This window comes from Streptomyces sp. CRN 30 (genome assembly GCF_034105845.1).
Genome location: NZ_JAVRHI010000299.1, coordinates 1 through 22,599 on the forward strand (window position 1 = coordinate 1; position 22,599 = coordinate 22,599).

Below are 22,599 nucleotides of genomic sequence, written 5' to 3' on the forward strand. Positions count from 1 at the left end.
GAGGTCGTACTCCTGCGCAAGCTCCAGGGCCTTGGCAAGCGGGACAATCCCGACCTGCTCGCCGCTGGGACCGACAAGTCGCACCTCGGGAACGCGAATCCGGTCGTTGATGCGGGGCTCGGCGCTGATGGATCCTCCTCGGTAGCACCACGCGACCGTCTGGCGGACAGCCGCGTCACGTCTTTGTTCGATATAGACCTAACCGCGCCGACGCACAAAAAATGCCCCGGACGACGATCACAGGCGGGGCTCCTCGAACTACCGGAGCACCGCCGCGATGGTCGCGGGGCGCGCTTTCGGGCCGACCGCCGTGGGAACGGAGGCCGCCTGACCGGTGACCCGCCGTCCCGGGGGACGGTCAGGTGGGAGTTCGAAAGCCTCCACTTGTGGGTCGGTCGCGTCGCCGTGAGGCATACATGTCCGACCGGTCGTTACACAAGGTTAGCAGTTCCCGGACGCGTGCGCTAACCAGGTGTCGCCCGCCCCTCCTGCTGTCAAGAGGGCCCGCCGGGGGCCCTATCGTGTGCGGCATGAGTGAGACCCCTGCTGAGACGCCCGCGGACGCCGACTTCGACGCCATGACCCGTGACATCGCCGAGGTCCCCGCGGTCGAGGTCATCGTGACGGTGGCCGTCAATCTGATGAGCGCGGCGGCGGTGAAGCTCGGTCTGACGGAGGACGGCGACGCCCACAAGGACCTGGACGAGGCCCGCAAGCTGGTGCACGCGCTGGCCGGACTGCTGGACGCGAGCGCGACGGAGATCAGCTCCTTCCACGCCGCCCCGCTGCGCGACGGCCTGAAGTCGCTCCAGCTCGCCTTCCGCGAGGCGTCCCTGGTCCCGGACGAGCCGGGCCAGGGACCGGGCGAGAAGTACACGGGCGCGGTCTACGGCTGATCCCGCATCCCGCGGTCCTCAGATCACCGTACGTACAAGGGCTCGCCCGGAGGGGTGGCCCCGGCCGGCAGCAGTGCCAGGTCGAGGCCGCGCACCAGGCGGGCCCGCAGTGTCTCGTCGGCGGCCAGCCGCTCGGCGACGGCGCGGGCGGCCTCGGCGGGCGCCGCGGCCGGGTCCAGGACGAGGGCGAGGGTGCCGTCGGCGGTCCCCGGCCCGAGGTGGGCGCTGAGCACGGCGGCCTCGGCGGCCACGGCGCCGCGTACGGCCTCGACGACGGCGGGGTCGGTCAGCGGGTCGGCGGTGGTGCGGCCCTCGGCCAGCGCGAGCAGCGCGGAGCCGGTCAGTTCGAACGGCACGGGGCCGGCCAGGTCCAGGACGACCGTGTCGGCCTTCTCGTGGGCGGCGGCCCGCAGCGCCTGGTGCAGGGGGACGGCGACGGGCCGGGCGCCCGGGTCCCACCGGGCGAGCGAGGCGGTGGAGGTGAAGGCGGGCAGCGCGGTCCGGCCGCCCGCCTTGAGGGTGGGCACGGCCATGTCGCTGGTCTTCTCCCGCCGCAGCCCGTTCTCGTCCTCCTCCACCTCCCCGAGAACGGCGACCACGGGGACGAGCAGCCGGGCGCCCTTGAGGGCTTCGAGCACCGGCGCGAGGGCGGTGCGGTCCTCCGCCCAGGCGGCGAGCGCCGCGCTCAGCCGGGGGTCGGCGGAGCCGTCGTCGTCGGAGTAGCCGGGGTCGGGGATGTTCTTGTTCGCCACGGTCCACGAGCCTATCGGTGGGCCGTCACCGGTCCGGCCCCGGTCCCTCACGGTCTTCTCAGGAAACGCTGACCGGCATTTAACGTGCGTCAAACAGGCCGCACAGCCGTCGCGGCCAGCATCGCGGCATGCCGTCCCACAGAGTCCGCGCCCGTGCCCGAGCCCGTAGGCTCCCCTGGCTGTACGCCGTGCTCGCGTCCGTCGCCGTCGCGGGGGGTACGGGCGCGGGGGCTGTGTACCTGACAGGATCGGTGGGCACCCGCGGCGTGGCGCCGGCCGCGGCGAGCGCGGAGACCACGCCGGCCGCCCAGGAGTCGGAGGAGCCCGTGACCGTGGACCGTGACGCGCTGCTGGCCCAGGCGATGGCCTCCGTGTCGGTGGCGGACGGCGCGGAGGTCTCCGTGGCGGTGCTGGACACCGACGGCGGCGAGAGCGCCTCCTACGGTGACGCGGCCTTCGACACCGCGAGCATCGTCAAGGTCGACGTACTGGCTACGCTGCTGCTGCAGAGCCAGGACGCGGGGCGTTCCCTGACCGCGCAGGAGCGGACGTACGCCACCGCCATGATCGAGCAGAGCGACAACGCCGCCACGACGGCCCTGTGGAAGGCGATCGGGCGGGCCGACGGCCTCGACACCGCCAACGCGCGCTTCGGGCTCACGCGGACCGAGGGCGGCGACGGCGAGCTGTGGGGGCTGACCCGGACCACGGCCGCCGACCAGCTGACGCTGTTGCGGCAGGTGTTCCCCACCGACGGCACGGACACCTCGGAGCTGAGCGAGGACTCGCGGACGTACCTGGTGGGGCTGATGGAGCGGATAGCGGACGGGCAGGACTGGGGTGTCTCGGCCGCGGGGTCGTCGGCGGCGCTGAAGAACGGCTGGCTGCCGCGGAGCACGACCGGTCTGTGGGTGATCAACAGCATCGGGCGGGTGACGGCCGACGGCCGTACGTACCTGGTGGCCGTGGTGTCGCGGGGCAACGCGGCCAAGGCGGACGGCGTCTCGCTGGTGGAGGCGGCGGCCAGGGCGGCGGTGTCGGTGTTCTCCGACGACACGGAAGCCGCGGTGGCAGTGGCTTCCGGCTCCCCCGCCGCTCAGAAGTCGTCGTAGCGTTCGCGCCGGCCCCGCCACAGGACGACGGCCGCGACGATCAGGACGCCGCCCGCGCCGCCGGCCAGTGGGGCCGCCCAGGCCGAGGTGGCGCCGGCCGAGGACTCCTCGTCGGGTCCGGAGCCGAAGTACTCCTTGCCGTACGCGGCCGGTTCCGGGTCCTCCACGTCCAGCCGTCCCGCGGCCTCGATCGCGGCGACGGGGTCGATGAAGCCGTACCCGCGGGAGTCGTCGCGGCCGTCGGCGGGCGGGTTGTCGGCGGTGTCCTCCAGGAGGGACTTGACCTGGGCCGGGGTGAGGCCGGGGCGGGCCGCGCGGACCAGGGCGACGGAGCCGGAGACGAAGGCGGCGGCGGCGCTGGTGCCCCAGCCCTCGTAGTACTGGTGGTCGGGGGCGGCGATGATCACGTCGTCGCCGGGGGCGCTGACCGTGGCGTACCAGCGGCGGGTGGAGAACGAGGCGCGCGTGCCGTAGCGGTCGACGGCGGTCGCGGCGATGACACCCGGGTAGGCGGCCGGGTAGGAGAGGTGGTCGCCCTTCTCGCCGCCGTTGCCCGCGGAGGCGACCACGACGACGTTCTTCCGCAGGGCGTACTGGATCGCCTCGTCCTCGGCGCGTTCGGGGTGGGCGGAGGAGGAGTCGTCGCCGAGGGAGAGGTTGATGACGTCGGCGCCGTGGTCGGCGGCCCAGCGGATGCCCTCGGCGAGGGCGCCGCCGCGGGTCTTGCGGGCCTTGGCGCGGGCGGGGTCGTCGTCCTCCAGGATGACGCGGACGGGCAGCACCTTCGCCTCGGGGGCGACGCCCATGACGCCGTCGCCGTTGCCGGTGCCGTGTCCGTGACCGGCGACGATCCCGGCCATGGCGGTGCCGTGCTCGGCCCAGGACTCGTCGCCCTCCGCGGCGCCGAAACCGACGAGGTCCTGGCCGGCGAGGACGTTGCCGGCGAGGTCGGGATGGTCGGCCTCGACGCCGGTGTCCAGGACGGCGACGGTGATGCCGGCGCCCTTGGTGGTGCGCCAGGCCTCGTCGAGGTGGAGGGCGTCCAGGGCCCACTGCTTGGCCCGTATGCCGTCGGCGTGGGCGGAGGTGGCGGGGACGAGGGCCAGGGAGGCGGCGAGGAGGAGGCCGAGGGCCGCGGTGCGGCGGCGCGGGAGGGCGTACGTCACGAGGGCTGCTCCGTGGCGGGTCCGACGTTCTTGCGCAGGCGGCGTTCGACGCGGTCGGCGAGGCCCTTGGCCTCGTGGCCGAGGCCCGCCTCGGCGGGGGGCGTGGTGGCGCCCGCGGCCATCGCCTGCCCGGCGGGCTGCGGGGCGTCGACCTCGCGGCCGTCGGCCCAGCCGGAGACGGCGTAGACGACGACCGGGGCGTCGGTGAGGACGGAGACGGTCCAGGAGGCGCGCTGCCGGGCGCCGAAGCCGGCGGCGACGGTGTCCTTCGCGGCGTAGGGCAGCGGCATCAGGTCGCTACGGCTGTCCAGGCCCTCCTTGTCGAACCGGTCGGCCAGGGAGGTCATCCCGGCGGCGTCGGCCTTGGTGAAGAGGAGGCCGACGGTGGTGACGCTGCTGCGGGTGGCGTCCGTGTAGGTGGCGCGGAGGAGGCGGGCGCAGCCGACGGGGGCGAGGGCCTTGCGCAGGAGCGGGTCGAAGGCCTTGGCGCAGCCGCTGTCGGGGGCGACCGCGACGCGGGTCCAGGTGCGGTCGGCGCCGCCGGGGCCGGCGCCCTGTCCCCGCACGGTGGGCGGGAACAGGTCGTCGACGGGGGCGGTGTGCCAGAGGTCGGCGGCGGCGTCGAAGGTGCCCTGCGCGCCGCCGTCCCCGGGGTCGTCGGCGAGCCAGGCGCCGGTGACGGCGCCGGTGAGGAGGCCGAGGCCGAGGACGAGGCAGACGGCGGCGGCGACCACCTGCGACCGCACGCGCCGCCCGAACGGCCGCGACCGCGTCCGCTCGTCGTACCCCTCGGGCTCCCCGAACGACACGTAGGGCCTCCGGCGGCCGCCGGAGGCGGGGGCGGTCGCCCAGTCGGGGGCGGCCGCGGGCGCGAAGGGACCGGTCTCGGAAACGAAGGGACCGGTCTCGGAGCCGAAGGAACCGGTCCCGGAGGCGAAAGAACCGGTAGCGGCAGAGCCGTGAACGAAGGGAGCGGCCGCGGTTGGGCCGGGGGGCACGGGTCGGAGGCGGCGAGTCGTTTCGGCGGGGGGCTCGGTGGGGTGAGGGGGCATGCCGCCGGCGCGGGATGCGGTGGGTCCGCCCGAGGCGGCGGACGGGGGCCGGGCGGATGCCGGGATGCCCGGGTGGCGCCCGGGTTCGGGCTCGGGTGGGACGGGACGGAGACGCCTGGTCGTCTCGGCGGAGGTCTCGGCGGGCGCACCGGGGTGCGACGGCGGTGCCGTGCGCGGGGTCGCCGAGGGGCTCCCCGCGGAGGTACCGGGGCGGGACGGCGCGGACGAGTCCGCGGAAGTACCGGGACGGGCCGACCCGGACGGCTGCACCGAGTTTCCGGCGCGGGACGGCACGGGCGGGGCCGTCGAGGTGCCGGGGCGGGACGGTGTGGACGGCTGCGCCAAGTTTCCGGGGCGGGACGGCACGGACGGGTTCGTCGAGGTACCGGGGCGGCGGGCCCCGGCCTGCTCCGCGGGCGTACCGGTCGCTGACGACGCCCGCGCCGGGGGGCGCGGCCCGCCGTGGGCCTCCCGGCCCACCCTCGGCGGCGCGTCCGGGAACCGGGCCGAAGACGGCGGAGGAGGAGGCGGCGTGCCGTCGGGGTCGGCGGCGACGGCATGCGGGGATTCGGCCCGGGGGGCCGACGCGTCGGCGGGACGCGACGACACGGCCCGCGGGTCGGGAGCACCGGTCGGTCGTGGCGGCACGGCCCGGTCGGACGGTGCTCCGGTCGGGCGGGGGGACACCGCCCGGTCGGTCGGCGTTCCGGTCGGCCGTGGCGGCATCGATCGGGCGGACGGTGCTCCGGTCGTACGCGGTGGTGCGGATCGGGGGGCCGGCGGCTCAGACGGGCGGGGCGGCACTTGCCGAGGGGCCGGCGGCTCAGACGGGCGGGGCGGTGTGTCGTTCGTGGGGCCGGGGACCGTCGCGGAGCCCGTGCGGGCGGGCGGCAGTGGGGTGGAACGGGGCGGTACGGACCCGGAGCGGTCCGGGGTCTGTTCCGGCGGGAGCGGTGCCGAGCGGGGGACCGGCGGGACGGCTCCAGGGCTCTCCCCGACGGCCGGGGACCGCTCCGGCGGCAACGGGGTCGACCGCCCGGCGGCGGGTGCCGGTGTCGTCGGAGGGTGCGGGGGAACGGAGGCATGTCGCGCTTCCGTGCTCATGCACCCCCCGTTTCCTCGTACCCGGGCCTTCCTCGTCCGCGGGTGTGTCCTGCCGCCGGCCGCCCGGCGCGGACGGTGCCGTCCCCGGGCGCATACCCGCACGGCCGGAGCGTCATCCCGTGCCCGGCCGCCTCCGACATGCGTGCGCGTCACTCTACGGCGTGATGACCTACCGCGGGGAACCAGTCCGCGCGCCCGCGGCATTGGCCCGGATCGTCCCCCTACCCTGCGCCGATCCCGTCTGGCAGGCTGCCTCCATGACCGCGCGCCCCGCCGACCGGGCCCGTTACGACCGGGCCACCGCACACCTCGACGCCCCGCTGGCGATCGTGGACCTGGCGGCGTTCGACACCAACGCGGACGACCTGGTGCGCCGGGCCGCCGGCAAGCCGGTGCGCGTCGCCAGCAAGTCCGTACGCTGCCGTGCGCTGCTCGAACGCGTCCTCGCCCGGGACGGGTTCGAGGGCGTCATGTCGTACACGCTGGCCGAGTCGCTGTGGCTGGCGCGTTCGGGGTTCGAGGACGTGCTGCTGGCCTACCCTTCCGCGGACCGCGCCGGTTATGCCGAACTGACCGCCGACCCCAAGCTCGCCTCGGCGGTCACCGTGATGATCGACGACCCCGCTCAGCTCGCGCTCATCGACGCCGCGCGCGACGGAGGACGCGAAGTCGTCCGCGTGTGCCTGGAGTTGGACACCTCGCTGCGGCTGTTCGGCGGCCGGGTGCGGGTCGGCGCCAGGCGCTCGCCGCTGCACTCCCCCGCCGAGGTCGCCGACCTCGCGCGGGCCGTGGCCGGGCGGCCCGGGTTCCGGGTCGTGGGGATCATGGCGTACGAGGGTCATGTCGCCGGGGTCGGCGACGCCGTCGCCGGGCGTCCGCTGCGCTCACGCGCGGTACGGCTGATGCAGGCCGCCGCCCGCCGGGAACTGGCCGAGCGGCGCGCCGCCGTGGTGGCGGCGGTGCGGGCCGTCGTACCGGACCTGGAGTTCGTCAACGGCGGCGGCACGGGCAGCGTGCAGCACACGGTCGCGGAGGACGCGGTCACGGAGGTCGCCGCCGGGTCGGGGCTGTACGTACCGCGGCTGTTCGACAACTACACGTCGTTCCGGGGCCGTCCGGCGGCCCTCTTCGCCCAGCCCGTCGTACGGCGGCCGGGGCTGGGGGTCGTGACCGTGCTCGGCGGGGGCTACCCGGCCTCCGGCGCGGCCGGTGCCGACCGGCTGCCGGAGCCGTACCTGCCCGAGGGGCTGCGCTACGACTCCCAGGAGGGCGCCGGCGAGGTGCAGACGCCGCTGCTCGGCTCCCCGGCCGACGACCTCCTCATCGGCGACAAGGTGTGGTTCCGGCACGCCAAGGCCGGGGAGCTGTGCGAGCGGTTCGACGAACTGCACCTGGTGGAGGGGGACGCGGTGACGGCGACCGTCCCCACGTACCGGGGTGAGGGGCGCACCTTCCTGTAGGACCGGCTCACAGGGCCGGCTCACAGGACCGGCTCACAGGACCGGCTCACAGGGGTGTGACGTACGCCCCCGAGATTCCGCCGTCCACCAGGAAGTCCGTGGCGTTGACGAAGGACGAGTCGTCGCTGGCGAGGAAGGCCACCGCGGCGGCGATCTCCTCCGCCTCGGCGAACCGGCCGACGGGGATGTGGACGAGGCGGCGCGCCGCGCGCTCGGGGTCCTTGGCGAACAGTTCCCGGAGCAGCGGGGTGTTCACCGGGCCGGGGCAGAGCGCGTTGACCCGGATGCCCTCCCTCGCGAACTGCACGCCCAGTTCGCGGGACATGGCCAGCACCCCGCCCTTGGAGGCGGTGTAGGAGATCTGCGACGTCGCCGCGCCCATCCGCGCCACGAACGACGCCGTGTTGATGACGGAGCCCTTGCCCTGGCGCCGCATATAGGGGATGGCGGCCTTGCAGCACAGGTAGACGGAGGTCAGGTTGACCTCCTGGACCCGCTTCCACGCCTCCAGGCCGGTCTCCAGGATGGAGTCGTCGTCGGGCGGCGAGATCCCGGCGTTGTTGAAGGCCACGTCGACGCTGCCGTAGGTGTCGTACGCCGTGCGGAACAACGCCTCGACCTGCTCGGGGTCGGTGACGTCGGTCCGTACGAAGAGGCCGCCGGTCTCCTCGGCCGCGGCCTTGCCGCGGGTCTCGTCGACGTCGGCGCACACGACGTGGGCGCCCTCCGCGGCGAGCCGCCGGGCGGTGGCGAGGCCGATGCCGCTGCCGGCTCCGGTGACGACGGCGGTGCGGCCGACCAGGCGGCGGCAGACTGGGGTGTCGGTCACTGTGCGGGACCCTCCGTGCTGAGGAAGACGTTCTTGGTCTCGGTGAAGGCGGTGAGGGCGTCGGGGCCGAGTTCGCGGCCGATCCCGGACTGTTTGAAGCCGCCGAACGGGGTCCAGTAGCGGACGCTGGAGTGCGAGTTGACGGAGAGGTTCCCGGCGCGGACGGCGGAGGTGACGCGCAGGGCGCGGCCCACGTCCCGGGTCCAGACGGAGCCGGCGAGCCCGTAGTCGGTGGCGTTGGCGAGGGCCACGGCCTCCGCCTCGTCCTCGAAGGGGAGGAGTACGGCGACGGGGCCGAAGACCTCCTCGACGGCCACGCGCGCGTGGGGGTCGACGCCGGTGAGGACGGTCGGCGGGTACCAGAAGCCGGGGCCCTCGGGTGCCTTGCCGCGCAGGGCGGCGGCGTCCTCGGGGACGTAGGAGCGGACGCGGTCCCGCTGGGCGGCGGAGATCAGCGGGCCCATCTCGGTGCGTTCGTCGGCCGGGTCGCCGACGACGACCGCCTCGATCGCGGGGGCGAGGAGGTCCAGGAAACGGTCGTACACGGCGCGCTGGACGAGGATGCGGGTGCGGGCGCAGCAGTCCTGGCCCGCGTTGTCGAGGAAGGACATGGGGGCGGCGGCCGCAGCCGCCTCCACGTCCGCGTCGGCGAAGACGATGTTGGGGCTCTTGCCGCCGAGTTCGAGGGTGACGCGCTTGAGGCGGGCGGCGCCGCGGGCCAGGACCGCCTTGCCGACGGCCGTCGACCCGGTGAAGACGATCTTCGCGACGTCCGGGTGCTCGACGAGGGCGTGTCCGGCGACCGGGCCGTGGCCGGGCAGCACCTGGAAGAGGTGCTCGGGGAGACCGGCGTCGAGGGCCAGTTCGGCGAGGCGCAGCGCGGTGAGCGGGGTGGTCTCGGCGGGTTTGAGGACGACGGCGTTGCCTGCGGCGAGGGCCGGGGCGGTGCCCCAGGCCGCGATCGGCATCGGGAAGTTCCAGGGGGCGATGACGCCGACGACGCCGAGCGGTTCGAGGATCGTGACGTCGAGGCCGCCGGGGACCGGGATCTGGCGGCCGGTGAGCCGCTCCACTCCCCCGGCCGCGTAGTCGAGCAGGTCACGGACGTTGCCGGCCTCCCAGCGGGCGCCGGCGAGGGTGTGCCCGGCCTCGCGGACCTCCAGGCGGGCCAGTTCCTCCAGGTGGCCGTCGACGGCGGTGGCGAAGCGGCGCAGCAGCCGGGCGCGGTCGCCGGGGGCGAGGGCGGCCCAGCGCTCCTGGGCGCGGACGGCCCGTACGACGGCGGTGTCGACGTCGGCGGCCGAGGCGGCCGGGACCGTGGCGACGGTCTCCTCGGTGGCGGGGTTGAGCACCCGCAGTCGGTGCGGGTCGTGCGCTTCGTGCGGCTCGTGCTGGTCGGACAACGGGTGCCTCACATGCGTTCGAAGGAGCGGCGCAGTTCCCAGTCGGTGACCGCGGCGTCGAAGGCGTCCAGTTCGACCCGCGCCATGTTGCGGTAGTGGGCGACGACCTCGGGGCCGAAGGCGGCCTCGGCGAGGGGGCTCTCCGCCCAGACGTCGGCGGCCTCGCGCAGGGTCGTCGGGACGTGGTCGTAGTCGGCGGTGTAGGCGTTGCCCGCGCAGGGGTCGGGCAGTTCCAGCTCCCGCTCGACGCCGTACAGGCCGGCAGCGACCATGCCGGCGACGGCGAGGTAGGGGTTGACGTCGCCGCCGGGGAGGCGGTTCTCGAAGCGCAGGGACGGGCCGTGGCCGACGACGCGCAGCGCGCAGGTGCGGTTGTCGTGGCCCCAGGCGACGGCGGTCGGGGCGAAGGAGCCCGGCTGGAACCGCTTGTAGGAGTTGATGTTCGGGGCGTAGAGGAGCGAGAAGTCACGGAGCGCGGCGAGCTGTCCGGCGAGGAAGTGCCGCATGAGCGGGGACATCTCCCCGTCGGGTCCGGCCATGGCCGGGCGGCCGTCGGGGCCGGCGAGGGAGAGGTGGATGTGGCAGGAGTTGCCCTCGCGCTCGTCGTACTTGGCCATGAAGGTGAGGGAGACGCCCTCCTGGGCGGCGATCTCCTTGGCCCCGGTCTTGTAGAGGGCGTGCTGGTCGCAGGTGGTGAGGGCCTCGTCGTAGCGGAAGGCGATCTCGTGCTGGCCGGGGTTGCACTCGCCCTTGGCGGACTCGGGGGTGAGACCGGCGGCGGCCATCTCGTTGCGGATGCGGCGCAGCAGGGGTTCGACGCGGCCGGTGCCGAGGACGGAGTAGTCGACGTTGTACTGGTTGGCCGGGGTCAGCCCGCGGTAGTTGACGTCCCAGGCCCGTTCGTAGGTGTCCTTGAAGACGATGAACTCCAGCTCGGTGCCGGCCCGAGCGGTGTGGCCGTGCTCCGCGAGGCGGTCCAGTTGGCGGCGGAGGATCTGGCGGGGCGCGGCCACCACCGGGGAGCCGTCCGCCCAGGCGAGGTCGGCGGTGACGTACGCCGTGCCCTCGTGCCAGGGGATGCGGCGCAGGGTGGCGAGGTCGGGGTGGAGCGCGAAGTCCCCGTAGCCGCGGTCCCAGGAGGACATGGCGTAGCCGTCGACGGTGTTCATCTCGGCGTCGACGGCGAGGAGGTAGTTGCAGCCCTCGGTGCCGTGGTGCAGTACCTCGTCGAGGAAGAAGCGCGCCGCGAACCGCTTGCCCTGGAGCCGCCCCTGCATGTCCGGGAAGGCCAGGACGACGGTGTCGATCTCGCCGCCGGCGACGAGTGCGTGCAGTTCCTCGACACCGAGCGGGGGCGTGCGGTCTGCCACGGGGGCTCCTCGGGCTTCCTCGTCGGGCCGGGAGCCATAAGGTATTGCGCAGGACCATTGCTTGGGAAGGGGGCACGGCCGCATGGCGGAGGGATCCGGGGGTGCGGTGGCGGACCGGCTCGCGCCGGTGCTGCGGCCGGTCCGTACGGGCAACGGCTTCGAGGAGGCGCTGGAGCAGATCCTCCAGGTCCTGCGGCTGGGCCTGGTCCCGGCGGGCGGGCGGCTGCCGGCCGAGCGGGGGCTGGCCGAGCGGCTCGGGATCAGCCGGGTGACGCTGCGCGAGGTGCTGAAGGTGCTCCAGGACGAGGGTCTGGTGGAGTCCCGGCGGGGGCGGTACGGCGGGACGTTCGTGCTGGCGCGGGCGGATCGCGACGGCGGCGCCGACGGCGCCGCCGAGCTGCGGCGCCGGGTCGCGGGCGTGGACATCGAGGACGTACTGCGTTTCCGGGAGGTGCTGGAGACCGGCGCGGCGGGCCTGTGCGCCGGGCACGGGCTGGCCGGGGAGCGGGCGGAGCGGCTGCGGGAGGCGCTGGCCCGGACCCACGACGCGCCGCTGGCCGACTACCGGCGGCGGGACACGATGCTGCATCTGACCCTCGCGGAGCTGAGCGGGTCGCCGTCCCTGACCGCGCAGTACGCGGCCGTACGGGCCCGGGTGAACGGGCTGCTGGACTGCATCCCGCTGCTCGTGCGCAACCTGGAGCACTCGCAGCGCCAGCACACCGCGCTGGTCCAGGCGGTGCTCGACGGGGACGCGGACGGTGCGCGCGAGGCGATGCGGGAGCACTGCGCGGGCACGGCGGCGCTGCTGCGCGGGTTCCTGTCCTGAGCGGTTTGCCCGGCCCCCTTCCTTCGGTAAAGGTACGGGTGGGCTCCATTGAGGGCCGTCAAGGCCGTCGAGGGCCGTTGAGGGGAGAACCGATGACGGACAGGCCGCTGATCGGTGTCAGTACGTATCTGGAGGGCGCCGCCCGCTGGGGGGTGTGGGAGCTGGAGGCGGCGCTGCTGCCGGCCGGGTACCCGCGGCTGGTGCAGCAGGCCGGCGGGCTGGCCGCGATGCTGCCGCCGGACGTCCCGGAGCACGCCGCCGCGGCCGTGGCCCGGCTCGACGGCCTGGTGATCGCGGGCGGCCCCGACGTGGAACCCGTCCGCTACGGTGCCGAGCCGCATCCGCGCACCGGCCCGCCCGCCCGCGCCCGGGACACCTGGGAACTGGCGCTGATCGAGGCGGCGCTGGCCGCCCGGCTGCCGCTGCTGGGCATCTGCCGCGGGATGCAGCTGCTGAACGTCGCCCTCGGCGGCACCCTCGTCCAGCACCTCGACGGACACGCCGAGGTGGTGGGCGTGTTCGGCGGCCACCGGGTCGAGCCGGTGCCGGGCACGCGGTACGCAGGTGTCGTCCCGGAGGCCACGTTCGTCCCGACCTACCACCACCAGGCGGTGGACCGGCTCGGCACGGGCCTCATGCCCTCGGCGCACGCGGCCGACGGCACGGTGGAGGCGCTCGAACTGCCGTCCGCCGACGGGTGGGTGCTCGGGGTGCAGTGGCATCCCGAGATGGGCGAGGACGTGCGGGTGATGCGGGCGCTGGTGGAGGCGGCGCGGCCGGAGCCGGCCGCCGCCCGGGTCAGCGGTGGTCGAAGCGGACCGGCTCGGTGAGCAGGGCGCTCAGATCGTGGCCGGTGGACAGTTCCCGCGGCTCCGCGCCGCGCCGGAAGAGGACACCTCCGGCCTCGGTGCCGCCGAGGGCCAGCCGGTCGCCGTCCCGGCGCAGCCAGGTGCCCTCGCGCAGCGCCACCACCGGCACGTCGTTCTCCTGGAGGAACTCGGTGAGCCGCTCGGCGCGGGTCTCGCCCATGTGCGTACGGTCCGCCGGCGCGTCCTGGTAGTGCGGGTTGATCTGGAACGGCAGCAGGCCGAACGACTCGAAGCTCGGCGGCTGCACGATCGGCATGTCATTGGTGGTGCGCAGCGTCGGGCAGGCCATGTTGGTGCCCGCGCTGGAACCGAGGTAGGGGGCACCGGCGGCGACCCGTTCCCGTACGGCGGTCACCAGGCCGTGCGCGTGCAGCGCCTTCAGCAGCCGGAAGCTGTTCCCGCCGCCGGTGAACACCGCGTCGGCCTCCCGCACCGCGCGCGCCGGGTCGGCGGCGGTGTGCACCCCGGTCACCCCGACGCCGAGCGGCTTCAGCGCGGCGGCCACCTGCGCGGTGTAGCGGTCGTGGTCGGCACCGGCGTACGGCACGAAGAGCAGCTCGCGCGCGGCACCGAGGACGTCGCGTATCTCGTCCAGGGCGTGGTCGAGGTAACGGCGGCCGGGGGCGGTGGAGTTGGAGAGCAGCAGCAGGTTCATGTGGTCCTCTCGGGCAGGTGGGGGCGGGGCCGGCGCGGGGTCAGCAGCCGGCCGATCTCCGTGGCGCTCCGCAGCAGCGGCGCGACCAGCTCCTGGTGGCGGGGGCGCAGGGCGTCCAGGGAACCGACCACGGAGAGCGTGCCGACGGCACGGCGGCCGACGGCGACGGATGCGGCGAGCGCGGCGGTCTCGGGATCGTACTCTCCCTCCGAGTACGCGTATCCGGACCGTCTGACCTCGGCGAACCGCTCCTCCAGGGCGGCGGGGTCGGTCAGGGTCCGCTCGCTGAAGCTGGCCATGGGCCGGCTGTAGAGCAGCGCGGCGCGGTCGTCGGGCGGCAGCATGCCGAAGTAGGCGCGGGAGGTCGCCCCGGCGTGCGCCGGGTACAGCTCGCCGGTCAGACCGTGCACCCGGAGCGGTCCGTGGACGCCGTCGGCCGCCGCGACGCACCGCATGTGGATGCCGTCCGGCACCGCGAAGAGCGCGCTGGCCCCGGTCTCGGCGGCGAGCCGTTGCAGGGCCGGCATGACCAGTGTCGCGAGGCCGCCGTCGCGCTCCCAGCCACGCGCGAGGTGCCAGACGGCCGGGCCGAGGCGGTAGCGGCGGGTCTGCGGGTCGGAGACCAGGAATCCGCGGTAGGCGAGCGCCGCGAGCAGGCGCTGCGCCACCGACTTGTCCAGGCCGAACTCCCGGGCCACGTCCGAGACGCCCCACTCGGGGCGGTCCCGGTCGAAGGACTGGAGCAGGCTCAACAGCCGGTCTGCGGTCTGGAGCGGCGGACGTGGGGCGGGCTGCCCCGGGGACGTCGGCGGCCCCGAGGACGTCGGCGGCCCCGGCGGCGTTACGGACGGGTTGTCGGACATGACGTGCACTGTAACGCTTCTCGAATAACGGGAAACAATTGCGCTCAGCGCACTGCGGAGAAACTCTGAGGGTCCCGCCCGGCCCTCAGGAAAGGCGCATCCCTTGCTCAAGCACGTCCTCGATGTCATCGAACTCCTCGACCGTCCGCAGACCGGCGGCGAACTCCTCGCCGCCCATCTGCGCGCCGTCCACGCCGCCGCCGTGAAGGAGACCGGCGGTGAGGCGACGGGCCCCGAGCCGGTGATCGAGGTGCGCACCGTCACCGGCGACAAGGGCAGCACCGACTTCGTCGCGGTGACCGTGCCGGGCCGCGCGGGCCGGCTGTCCGGCGGTGACGCGCCGACGCTCGGTGTCCTCGGGCGGCTCGGCGGGGTAGGGGCGCGGCCGGAGCGGATCGGGCTGGTCTCCGACGCCGACGGTGCCGTCGCCGCCCTGGCCGCCGCCGCGAAGCTGCTGGACATGCACGCCCGCGGGGACGTCCTCGACGGCGACGTGATCGTCTCCACCCATGTCTGCGGCTGGGCGCCGACCCGGCCGCACGACCCGGTGCCGTTCATGGACTCCCCCGTCGACATCGCGGTGTGCAACCGCGAGGAGGTCTCCGAGGCGATGGACGCGGTCGTGTCCATCGACACCACCAAGGGCAACCGGCTGCTCAGCCACCGCGGCATCGCGCTCTCCCCGACGATCTGCCAGGGCTGGATCCTGCGGGTCAGCGAGGACCTGCTGTCCGTCCTGGAGACGGTCACCGGGGAGCAGGCCAGGGTGCTGCCGGTGACGACGCAGGACATCACGCCGTACGGCAACGGCGTGCACCACATCAACTCCCTGCTCCAGCCCGCCGTCGCCACCGACGCGCCGGTCGTCGGCCTCGCCATCACCGCCGGGTCGGCTGTCGCGGGCTGCGCGACCGGCGCGAGCCACGAGACGGACATCGCCGCCGCCGCGCGCTTCGCGCTGGAGACGGCGAAGGAGTTCGGACGCGGCGGGGCGCGGTTCCTCGACCCGGCGGAGTTCGCCCGGCTCGTGGAGCTGTACGGCCCGATGACGCGGCTCCAGGGCACGGCGCCCTGACCCTCTTCGCCCCGGCTCCCCCTCATCTCCCCCTCGCCCCCCTCCCCCTCGACCCCCCCGTCGGCTCCCCCGTCGGCTCCGTGAACGTCCCCGTGTGAACGGAACCGCCCGCTCCCCTCCCCCGCCCAGGAGTCCCCGTGCGTTCCACCGCCCCGCCCGGCCCACCGGCCCCGAGCGCCGCGCCCGGCCCCGCCGCCGCACCGCCCCGGCACCCCCGTGCCCTGGAGCCCGTCACCGCCGTCCTGACCGTGGTGCTGTCGGTCCTCGGCGCGCTGATCGGCGTCGTGCTCATCACCTCGCTCGGCATCTCGCCGAACACCGCGGTGATCGGCGCCCTGGTCGCCATGGTGATCGGCCGCATCCCGCTGCGACTGCTGACCGGCATGCGCTCACCGCACCGGCAGAACCTGGTGCAGTCCGCCGTCTCCGGCTCCACCTTCGCCGCCGCCAACTCCCTGATGACGCCGATCGCGGTGCCCTTCGCGCTGGGCCGCACCGACCTGGTCTGGCCGATGCTCGGCGGCGCGGTCATCGGCCTGGCGGTGGACAGCTGGGTGCTGTACCGGGTGTTCGACTCACGGCTGCTGCCCGCGTCCAACTCCTGGCCCGCCGGCATCGCCGCCGCCGAGACCATCAAGGCCGGCGACTCCGGGGGCCGCAAGGCGGCGGTGCTCGGTGTCAGCGCCCTCGTCGGAGTGATCGGCGCGGCGCTGAAGCTGCCGACGAGCGCGGCCGGTGTCGCCTTCCTCGGCAACATCTGGGCGCTGCTGATGTTCGGCATCGGGCTGCTGGTCGCCCAGTACGCCCCTACCGTCCTCGACGTCGACCTGTCCGCCGCGCACGTCCCGCACGGGCTGATGATCGGCGCCGGACTGGTCGCGCTCGGGCAGGCGATCGCGCTGATGCGCAAGGGCCGTACGAAGGGCGGCGGCACCGCGCCGGCCGGGGACGGGGGCGTCCCGGGGCCGACCGTGGGCGCGACGCGGCTGCGCCGGGGCCTGCTGGAGGGGATGGTCCTGTTCCTGGTGGGCGCGCTGGTGGTCGCCCTGGTCGGCGGGATCGCCGGCGGGATGTCGCTGCCGGGGCTGGTCGGCTGGGTGGCGCTGGCCGGGGTCGCCGCCGTGTCGCACCAGCTGATCGTGGGTCTGGCGGCGATGCACTCGGGCTGGTTCCCGGCCTTCGCCGTCACCCTGATCGTGCTGATCGTCGGACTGTTCCTGCACGTGCCGACGGTGCCGCTGGCGCTGCTCGTCGGGTACACCGCGTCCACCGGACCGGCCTTCGCCGACCTCGGCTACGACTTCAAGGCCGGGTGGCTGCTGCGCCGGGACGCCGTGCCGTGGCAGCCGTTCGAACTGGACGGCCGCCGCCAGCAGTACATCGCCCAGCTCATCGGGTTCGGCGTGGCCCTCGTCGTCGTCGCGCTGGCCTGGCACACGTTCTTCACCGACGGCAAGGTGCCCCCGGTCTCGGAGGTGTACGTCGCCACGATCAAGACCGGCCTCGACCCCGACACCATGCGCACCCTGCTGCTCTGGGCGATCCCGGGCGCGCTGGTCCAGCTGATCGGCGGCTCCTCCCGGCAGATGGGCGTGCTGCTCGCCACGGGTCTGCTGGTGGCGACCCCGCAGGCGGGCTGGATGGTGCTGGGCGGTCTCGCCGTACGCCGCGCCTACGTGCTGTGGCGGCGGCGCGGCACGAAGGACGCGGCCGAGCGGCGCCGGTCGGACGAGGAGGCCGACAACGACCTGTCGCTGGTCGGCGCCGGACTCGTCGCGGGCAGTTCGCTGAACGACGTGGGCCAGCTGACGAAGGCGCTCTGACCGCTGGGCCGGCTGACGAAGACGCTCCGATCGCCCCCCTTCCGAAACGCACGAAACGCACGAAACGCACGAGAGGCACGAGAGGCACGAGCATGAACACCGTAGGACTTCCCGCGCTGGGCCTGGTGACCATCGGCCAGGCCCCCCGTTCCGACCTGCGCCCGGACGCCGAACCGTTGCTGCCCGGCCTGCGGCTGGTCGAGCACGGGGCGCTGGACGAGGAGGAGTTCGGCGGCGCCGACGACAGGGCCGTACGGCGGCGGCTGGCGCCGGAGCCGGGTGAGGCGCCGCTCGTCTCCCGGCTGCGCGACGGCGGTTCGGTGCTCCTCGGGCACGGCGCGCTGGTGCCCCGGCTGGAGCGGGCGGTCGCCCGCGCGGAACGGGACGGGGCCGTCGCGACGCTGCTGCTGTGCACCGGGCACTTCCCCGCGGTGCGCTCCGGACGGCCGTTGCTGCACGCCGAACCGCTGGTCCAGCACGGGGTCGCCGCGCTGGTCGGCGCCGCGCCTGTCGGACTGGTCTGCCCGCGCCAGGACCAGCGGGACGACGTCGCCGGCCGCTGGACGCGGCTGCTGCCCGGCCGGGTGAGCGCCGCCGGGGCCGACCCGTACGCGCCGCGCGACGAGGCGCTCGACCGGGTCGCGGCGGCGGCCCGGGAACTCGCCGACGGCGGTGCCGCCTGGCTGGTGCTGGACTGCATCGGCTACACGGAGGAGATGCGCCGCGCCGCCGCCGGGACCGCGGGCCGCCCGGTGCTGCTCGCCCGCTCCCTCGCCGTACGCGCCGCGGCGGAGACCGTCGCCGCACACGGCTGACCCCCTCCCCCCACCGCCCTTCGCCAAGAACCCGGAGCCCCCATGTCCTCGCGTACTTCACGGCAGTCCGCCCGCCCCGTCGGCATCGTCCGGGTTCTGACCAGCGACGATCCGGCCGTCGTCGAGGACCACGGGCGGCTGCTGACCGAGCGGTTCGGCTTCCCTGCCGTGTCCCGCTGCATCCCCGGCCAGCCGGACGGCATCCACGACGACGCCACCCACCGGCTCGCCGAGCCGAAGATCGTGGCGCTCGCCGCCGAGCTGGCGGCCGAGGGCGTCGGATCGGTGATCATCAGCTGCGCCGCGGACCCGGCGGTCGAGGAGACCCGTGCCGCGCTGCGCGTCCCGGTCGTCGGCGCGGGTTCGGCCGCGGCGGCGGTCGCCCTGGGGCTCGGCCGGCGCGTCGGCGTCCTCGGCATCCGGGACGAGGCACCGCCCGCCGTCGCCGCGCTGCTCGGCGACCGGATGGCCGGGGCGGCCCGTCCCGAGGGCGTGCACGGCACCCGCGACCTGCGCACCGCCGAGGGCACGGAGGCCGCCGTCGCGGCGGCGGCCGGCCTCGTCGCCGGAGGCGCCGACACGCTCCTTCTGGCCTGCACGGGCCTGACGTCCATCGGCATCCGCCCCCGCCTGGAGGCCGACCTGGGCGTCCCGGTGGTCGACGCGATCCTGGCGGCGGGACTGGTCACGTCATACGTACGCAGCTGAGAACGCCCCTGAAAGGGGCGCGGGGAACGGCGCGACCAGCCACAGTCAACCCGCACACGCGATCCCCGCTCACCCCCGGGTCAGCGACAGCAACTGCCGGGCAGGCCCGGTCGGCCGGTGCCCGGTCGGCCAGACCGCCCGCAGTTCCCGCGCGAGGGAGACGTCCTCGACCGGAACGCGGACCAGGCGCCGCAGCGCCAGTTCCTCGCCGAGGGCCAGCTCACTGAGGACCGCGGGCCCGGCACCGCCGACCGCCGCGGCCTTCACCGCCGTGGTCGAGGACAGCTCGATGAGGGGGCGGGCCAGCCCGCCCAGCGCCGCGTCGAGCACCTGCCGGGTCCCCGACCCCTTCTCCCGCAGGATGAGCGGCGTCACCGCCAGCTCCCGCGCGGCGAGCGGCCGCCGCCGCTTGGCCCAGGCGTGTCCGGGGGCCGTCACCACGATCAGCCGGTCGTGGGCGATGACCGCCGAGTCGAGGCCGGCGGGCACGCTCAGCCCCTCCACGAACCCCAGGTCGGCCTCGTCGGCGAGCAGCCGCCGCGCCACCGACGAGGAGTTCCCGGCGAGCAGGGAGACGGCGGTGTCCGGCCGCTGCGCGCGCAGCGCGACCAGCCAGCCGGGCAGCAGGTACTCCGCGATGGTCATGCTCGCGGCCACCCGCAGCCGCGAGTCCCGCCGGTCCCGCAGCGCCTGCGCCCCCGCGTCGAACGCCTCGGCCGCCTCCACGATCCGCCGCGCCCAGTCGGTGACGAGCGCCCCGGCGTCGGTGAGCCGGGAGCCGCGCGGCGACCGGTCCACCAGGGCGACGCCCAGCTGGCGTTCCATCGACCGGACCCGGCTGCTGGCCGCCGGCTGGCTGATGCCCAGTTCGCGGGCGGCCCCGCCGAGGCTGCCCAGCCGGGCCACCGCAAGGAGCAGTTCCAGGGCGCCCAGGTCGGGCACCCGGTGCGCCAGCCCCGGCGGATACGTCCGACCGGTCGCGTCCTCGTCGCCCGGCTCCCCGGCACCCCGCTGCTCCACCCTGCTCATAAGTCCAGTTTATGTCCTCATAGGACCGTGCTCCCTGGTCGCCGGGGCCGCCCGGCGCGACCGTGGGGACATGGTCACCGCAGTCCGCCCCCTTCCCCGCCCCGTCCCGGCCGCTCCCCGCTTCCCGTCCGTCCGGCACCTCGGACCGAACTGGTACGCCTCGGTGATGGGCACCTCCGTCGTGGCCACCGCCGGGGCCGGGCTGCCGTGGCACCCACCGGGTCTGCGGACGGCCTGCGCCACCGTCTGGGCCGTCTCCCTCGTGCTGCTGGTGGTCCTGCTCGCCGCGCGGGCCCTGCACTGGCTCCACCACCGCGACCGGGCCCGCGCCCATCTGCTCGACCCGGCGGTGGCCCCGTTCTACGGCTGTCTCGCCATGGCGCTGCTGTCCGTGGGCGGCGGCGCGGTGACCGTCGGCGCGGACTGGACCGGCGGGGCGGCGGCGGCCGTCCTGGGCGCCGTGCTGTTCGCCGCCGGTACGGCCGTGGCGCTGGCGGCGGCCGTCGCCGTCCCGTACCTGATGGCCGTACACCACCGTCCGGCGCCCGCGCAGGCCGGGCCGGTGTGGCTGCTGCCGCTGGTCGCACCGATGGTGGCCGCGGCGACGGGTCCGTCGGTCGTGGAGCTGCTGCCGCCCGGACAACCGCGCGCGACCCTCCTGTACGGCTGCCTGGCGCTGTTCGGGGTGAGTCTGCTCGCGACCCTGCTGATGCTGCCGCTGGTCTTCGCGCGGCTGCTCACCGGCGGTCCGCTCCCCCTCGCGCTGACCCCGTCGCTGTTCCTGGTGCTGGGTCCGCTCGGCCAGTCGGCCACGGCCGCCGGCCGGATCGCGGACGTCGCGCCGGGCGTCGTCCCGGCCCCGGTCGCCGACGGGGCCGGTGTCCTCGCCGTGGTCTACGGCGTCCCGGTGCTGGGCTTCGCGCTGCTCTGGCTGGTGCTGGCGTCGGCGCTCGTGGGGCGGGCCCGGCGGCTCGGGATGCGGTTCTCGATGACGTGGTGGTCGTTCACGTTCCCGGTCGGCACCTGCGTCACCGGCGCCACGACCCTCGCCCGCCACACCGGCCTCACCGTGTACGCCCTCCTGGCCGTCGTCCTCTACGGCCTTCTGGCCGCCGCCTGGGCCGTGGCCGCCGCCGGGACGGTGCGCGGTACGGTCAGCGGCGAGCTGCTCGCAGCGCCGCGCCCAGCACCCGCGGCGCCTCGGCCAGTGACGGCCCGTACCAGGTGAGGTGCCGGCCGCTGACGAGGGCGCAGGGCAGACCGGGGAAGACCTCCGGGCCGTCGTCGGCGGTGAAGCGGTAGGGCTCGTCGGGCAGGACGACGAGGTCGGGGCGGGCGGCGCGCAGTTCCTCCGGCCGGACTCTCGGATAGCGCTCCGCGTGACCGGCGTAGAGGTTCGCGACGCCGAGGCGGGCCAGCACGTCACCCGCGAAGGTGTCCCGGCCGAGGACCATCCACGGCCGCCGCCAGACCGGCACCACGGCCGTCACCTGGTACCGCTGGGCCACCGCCCCGTCCCCCGACTGCTGCTCCGTGTCCTCCGGGCTCCCCGCGCTCCCCGGGCTCCCCGCGCTTTCCGGGCTCCCCGGTCGCTTCGGTGGCGGCAGTGCCGACCAGGCCCGCTCCGCCTCGTCCAGCCAGCGCGGCCGGGCGCTCGCTCCGCAGGCCCTCAGTGTCCGGTCCAGTTCGGTGAAGGCCGCGGCCACCGTACGGACCTCGGTGACCAGCACCTCGGTCCCCGCCGCGCGCAGGGCGTCCAGGTCGGCGGGGCGGTTCTCCTCCTCGTTGGCGACGACGAGGTCCGGGGCGAGGGACAGGACACGGCGGATGTCGGGATTCTTGGTGCCGCCGATCCGGACGACGTCCAGCCCGGCCGGACGAGCGCACCAGTCGGTGGCGCCGACCAGGGCGCCGGGCACCGTACGGGCCACGGCCTCGGTCAGCGACGGCACGAGGGAGACGACGCGCGGCGGCACCGGGGCGCCGCCCCGCCGCTCCGCGCTCACGGGCGCGATCGGTCCCGTACCGCCTCGATGTGTTCCGCGACCGCGACGACGATCAGCCGGGTGTCCGGGACCGTCGCCCGCCAGCGGTGCCGCACCCCGCCGGTGAGGTACAGCGTGTCGCCGCGGCCCAGCCGGTAGGCGCGGCCCTCCGCCTCGATCTCCACGGCGCCCTCGGCGACGTACATCAACTGGTCGTTGCGGTACTGCAGTTCGCGGCCGGCGTCGTGGTCGCCGGTGAACTCCGAGGCGTGCATCTGGTGGTGCCCGCGCACCAGCGAGCGCACCCGGGGCGCGGACCCGCCGTCCTCGGCCCGGACGACGTCCACACTGCACGCGGGGTCGGCGGCGGCGAGCAGCTCCACGGCGGTGGTGCGCAGGGCGTCGGCGACCTTCTCCAGGGAGCCGGTACTGGGCCGGGCCCGGTCGTTCTCGATCTGGCTGAGGAAGGGCACCGACAGGCCGCTGCGCTCGGCCACGACGGCGAGGGTGAGGTCCAGCGCACGGCGTCGCCGCCGGACGGCCGCGCCCACCCGGAGGGGCTGTTCTTTGTGGTCGCCCATCGCTCCGGCTCCCTCCTTCGCCTGTCGTCATGGAGCCCGGTGCGGTGCTCCGGGCACGAAACCCCGGCCGGACGCTTCCCGCGGCAATTCTCTCTGAAGAGTTCTCTGCACCCTACGCATGTTCGGCAAACCGTTTCACGCGGCCGTCACATCGCTGTCACGCCCCGGTGGCGCGGACCCACCGGTTCTCGCCAGCGATCCGGCCGGGCGCGGACCGGTACAC

Annotated in this window: 21 protein-coding genes and 1 pseudogene; 10 read left to right on the top strand and 12 right to left on the bottom strand. The window is 75.1% G+C overall.

The annotated features are described in order from the left end of the window. A pseudogene (locus UW392_RS32180) lies at positions 1–192 on the bottom strand (translation initiation factor IF-3); the annotation flags it as partial. Positions 193–530: 338 nt separating this feature from the next. Between UW392_RS32180 and UW392_RS32185 the strand changes: the two are divergent. Next, on the top strand, positions 531–896 hold the full coding sequence (locus UW392_RS32185; protein ID WP_320778706.1) for a DUF1844 domain-containing protein: 366 nt from the start codon (positions 531–533) through the stop codon (positions 894–896). 23 nt (positions 897–919) lie between these two features. Here the strand turns inward: UW392_RS32185 and UW392_RS32190 are convergent, their stop codons facing one another. Then, positions 920–1,648, bottom strand: a complete 729-nt coding sequence (locus UW392_RS32190; RefSeq protein WP_320778707.1) for an SseB family protein — start codon at positions 1,646–1,648, stop codon at positions 920–922. Positions 1,649–1,776: 128 nt separating this feature from the next. Here UW392_RS32190 and UW392_RS32195 point away from each other — a divergent pair, with 128 nt between their 5' ends. Next, a complete protein-coding gene (locus tag UW392_RS32195; RefSeq protein ID WP_320778708.1) occupies positions 1,777–2,760 on the top strand; it encodes a serine hydrolase in 984 nt (327 codons plus the stop codon). On the opposite strand, the gene mycP is transcribed toward UW392_RS32195, so the two are convergent. Next, on the bottom strand, positions 2,745–3,926 hold the full coding sequence (gene mycP / locus UW392_RS32200) for a type VII secretion-associated serine protease mycosin (RefSeq protein ID WP_320778709.1): 1,182 nt from the start codon (positions 3,924–3,926) through the stop codon (positions 2,745–2,747). The two genes, UW392_RS32195 and mycP, sit on opposite strands and share 16 nt — an antisense overlap. Next, positions 3,923–4,735, bottom strand: a complete 813-nt coding sequence (locus UW392_RS32205) for a hypothetical protein (protein ID WP_320778710.1) — start codon at positions 4,733–4,735, stop codon at positions 3,923–3,925. Before UW392_RS32205 ends, mycP begins: the two co-directional genes overlap by 4 nt. A gap of 1,604 nt (positions 4,736–6,339) precedes the next feature. On the opposite strand from UW392_RS32205, the gene UW392_RS32210 reads away from it, so the two are divergent. After that, positions 6,340–7,542, top strand: a complete 1,203-nt coding sequence (locus UW392_RS32210; protein ID WP_320778711.1) for an amino acid deaminase/aldolase — start codon at positions 6,340–6,342, stop codon at positions 7,540–7,542. A gap of 46 nt (positions 7,543–7,588) precedes the next feature. On the opposite strand, the gene UW392_RS32215 is transcribed toward UW392_RS32210, so the two are convergent. Genes UW392_RS32215 through UW392_RS32225 form a run of 3 tightly spaced genes read right to left on the bottom strand, consistent with a single transcriptional unit; the run spans position 7,589 to position 11,144 of the window. Then, positions 7,589–8,371, bottom strand: coding sequence for a 3-oxoacyl-ACP reductase (locus UW392_RS32215; RefSeq protein WP_320778712.1), 783 nt, complete (start codon positions 8,369–8,371; stop codon positions 7,589–7,591). Beyond that, on the bottom strand, positions 8,368–9,774 hold the full coding sequence (locus tag UW392_RS32220; RefSeq protein ID WP_320778713.1) for an aldehyde dehydrogenase family protein: 1,407 nt from the start codon (positions 9,772–9,774) through the stop codon (positions 8,368–8,370). Before UW392_RS32220 ends, UW392_RS32215 begins: the two co-directional genes overlap by 4 nt. 8 nt (positions 9,775–9,782) lie before the next feature. After that, the gene (locus UW392_RS32225; RefSeq protein ID WP_320778714.1) at positions 9,783–11,144 is read right to left on the bottom strand and encodes a glutamine synthetase family protein; all 1,362 of its coding nucleotides are present in this window, start codon (positions 11,142–11,144) and stop codon (positions 9,783–9,785) included. 82 nt (positions 11,145–11,226) lie between these two features. On the opposite strand from UW392_RS32225, the gene UW392_RS32230 reads away from it, so the two are divergent. Continuing rightward, on the top strand, positions 11,227–11,973 hold the full coding sequence (locus UW392_RS32230; protein ID WP_320778715.1) for a FadR/GntR family transcriptional regulator: 747 nt from the start codon (positions 11,227–11,229) through the stop codon (positions 11,971–11,973). A 92-nt stretch (positions 11,974–12,065) separates the two neighbouring features. Beyond that, the gene (locus UW392_RS32235; protein WP_320778716.1) at positions 12,066–12,803 is read left to right on the top strand and encodes a gamma-glutamyl-gamma-aminobutyrate hydrolase family protein; all 738 of its coding nucleotides are present in this window, start codon (positions 12,066–12,068) and stop codon (positions 12,801–12,803) included. Here UW392_RS32235 and pepE read toward each other — a convergent pair. Next, complete coding sequence (gene pepE, locus UW392_RS32240) at positions 12,772–13,497, bottom strand: dipeptidase PepE (RefSeq protein ID WP_320778717.1); 726 nt, start codon at positions 13,495–13,497, stop codon at positions 12,772–12,774. The genes UW392_RS32235 and pepE overlap by 32 nt on opposite strands. After that, a complete protein-coding gene (locus tag UW392_RS32245) occupies positions 13,494–14,360 on the bottom strand; it encodes an IclR family transcriptional regulator (RefSeq protein ID WP_320778718.1) in 867 nt (288 codons plus the stop codon). Before UW392_RS32245 ends, pepE begins: the two co-directional genes overlap by 4 nt. Before the next feature lie 103 nt (positions 14,361–14,463). On the opposite strand from UW392_RS32245, the gene UW392_RS32250 reads away from it, so the two are divergent. From UW392_RS32250 to UW392_RS32265, 4 genes are all read left to right on the top strand, one after another. Next, positions 14,464–15,435: a DUF1177 domain-containing protein gene (locus tag UW392_RS32250; protein WP_320778719.1), complete on the top strand. Its 972-nt coding sequence runs from the start codon at positions 14,464–14,466 to the stop codon at positions 15,433–15,435. Positions 15,436–15,572: 137 nt separating this feature from the next. Then, complete coding sequence (locus UW392_RS32255; protein ID WP_414496726.1) at positions 15,573–17,258, top strand: OPT family oligopeptide transporter; 1,686 nt, start codon at positions 15,573–15,575, stop codon at positions 17,256–17,258. 92 nt (positions 17,259–17,350) lie between these two features. Continuing rightward, positions 17,351–18,073 carry an AroM family protein gene (locus tag UW392_RS32260; protein WP_320778720.1) on the top strand — a complete coding sequence of 241 codons (723 nt, stop codon included), beginning with the start codon at positions 17,351–17,353 and terminating at the stop codon, positions 18,071–18,073. Between the two features lie 42 nt (positions 18,074–18,115). Then, positions 18,116–18,781 carry an aspartate/glutamate racemase family protein gene (locus tag UW392_RS32265; RefSeq protein ID WP_320778721.1) on the top strand — a complete coding sequence of 222 codons (666 nt, stop codon included), beginning with the start codon at positions 18,116–18,118 and terminating at the stop codon, positions 18,779–18,781. Between the two features lie 69 nt (positions 18,782–18,850). Here UW392_RS32265 and UW392_RS32270 read toward each other — a convergent pair whose 3' ends face one another. After that, on the bottom strand, positions 18,851–19,810 hold the full coding sequence (locus tag UW392_RS32270) for a LysR family transcriptional regulator (protein ID WP_320778722.1): 960 nt from the start codon (positions 19,808–19,810) through the stop codon (positions 18,851–18,853). A gap of 70 nt (positions 19,811–19,880) precedes the next feature. Here UW392_RS32270 and UW392_RS32275 point away from each other — a divergent pair, with 70 nt between their 5' ends. Continuing rightward, entirely contained in the window at positions 19,881–21,038 is a 1,158-nt protein-coding gene (locus tag UW392_RS32275; RefSeq protein ID WP_320778723.1) for a TDT family transporter, read from the top strand. On the opposite strand, the gene UW392_RS32280 is transcribed toward UW392_RS32275, so the two are convergent. Both UW392_RS32280 and UW392_RS32285 read right to left on the bottom strand, forming a co-directional pair. Continuing rightward, positions 20,965–21,816 (bottom strand): helical backbone metal receptor, encoded by an 852-nt coding sequence (locus tag UW392_RS32280; protein ID WP_320778724.1) that lies wholly within the window; start codon positions 21,814–21,816, stop codon positions 20,965–20,967. The genes UW392_RS32275 and UW392_RS32280 overlap by 74 nt on opposite strands. Further along, positions 21,813–22,376, bottom strand: a complete 564-nt coding sequence (locus tag UW392_RS32285; protein ID WP_320778725.1) for an XRE family transcriptional regulator — start codon at positions 22,374–22,376, stop codon at positions 21,813–21,815. Before UW392_RS32285 ends, UW392_RS32280 begins: the two co-directional genes overlap by 4 nt. Positions 22,377–22,599: the final 223 nt, after the last annotated feature.

Bases quoted from the DNA above. Each gene is read 5' to 3' on its own strand.
- UW392_RS32185 (WP_320778706.1), top strand. From the start codon at position 531: ATGAGTGAGACCCCTGCTGAGACGCCCGCGGACGCCGACTTCGACGCC.
- UW392_RS32265 (WP_320778721.1), top strand. From the start codon at position 18,116: ATGTCCTCGCGTACTTCACGGCAGTCCGCCCGCCCCGTCGGCATCGTC.
- UW392_RS32260 (WP_320778720.1), top strand. From the start codon at position 17,351: ATGAACACCGTAGGACTTCCCGCGCTGGGCCTGGTGACCATCGGCCAG.
- UW392_RS32210 (WP_320778711.1), top strand. From the start codon at position 6,340: ATGACCGCGCGCCCCGCCGACCGGGCCCGTTACGACCGGGCCACCGCA.
- UW392_RS32235 (WP_320778716.1), top strand. From the start codon at position 12,066: ATGACGGACAGGCCGCTGATCGGTGTCAGTACGTATCTGGAGGGCGCC.
- UW392_RS32230 (WP_320778715.1), top strand. From the start codon at position 11,227: ATGGCGGAGGGATCCGGGGGTGCGGTGGCGGACCGGCTCGCGCCGGTG.
- UW392_RS32285 (WP_320778725.1), bottom strand. From the start codon at position 22,376: ATGGGCGACCACAAAGAACAGCCCCTCCGGGTGGGCGCGGCCGTCCGG.
- UW392_RS32275 (WP_320778723.1), top strand. From the start codon at position 19,881: ATGGTCACCGCAGTCCGCCCCCTTCCCCGCCCCGTCCCGGCCGCTCCC.
- UW392_RS32195 (WP_320778708.1), top strand. From the start codon at position 1,777: ATGCCGTCCCACAGAGTCCGCGCCCGTGCCCGAGCCCGTAGGCTCCCC.
- UW392_RS32270 (WP_320778722.1), bottom strand. From the start codon at position 19,810: ATGAGCAGGGTGGAGCAGCGGGGTGCCGGGGAGCCGGGCGACGAGGAC.
- pepE (WP_320778717.1), bottom strand. From the start codon at position 13,497: ATGAACCTGCTGCTGCTCTCCAACTCCACCGCCCCCGGCCGCCGTTAC.
- UW392_RS32245 (WP_320778718.1), bottom strand. From the start codon at position 14,360: ATGTCCGACAACCCGTCCGTAACGCCGCCGGGGCCGCCGACGTCCTCG.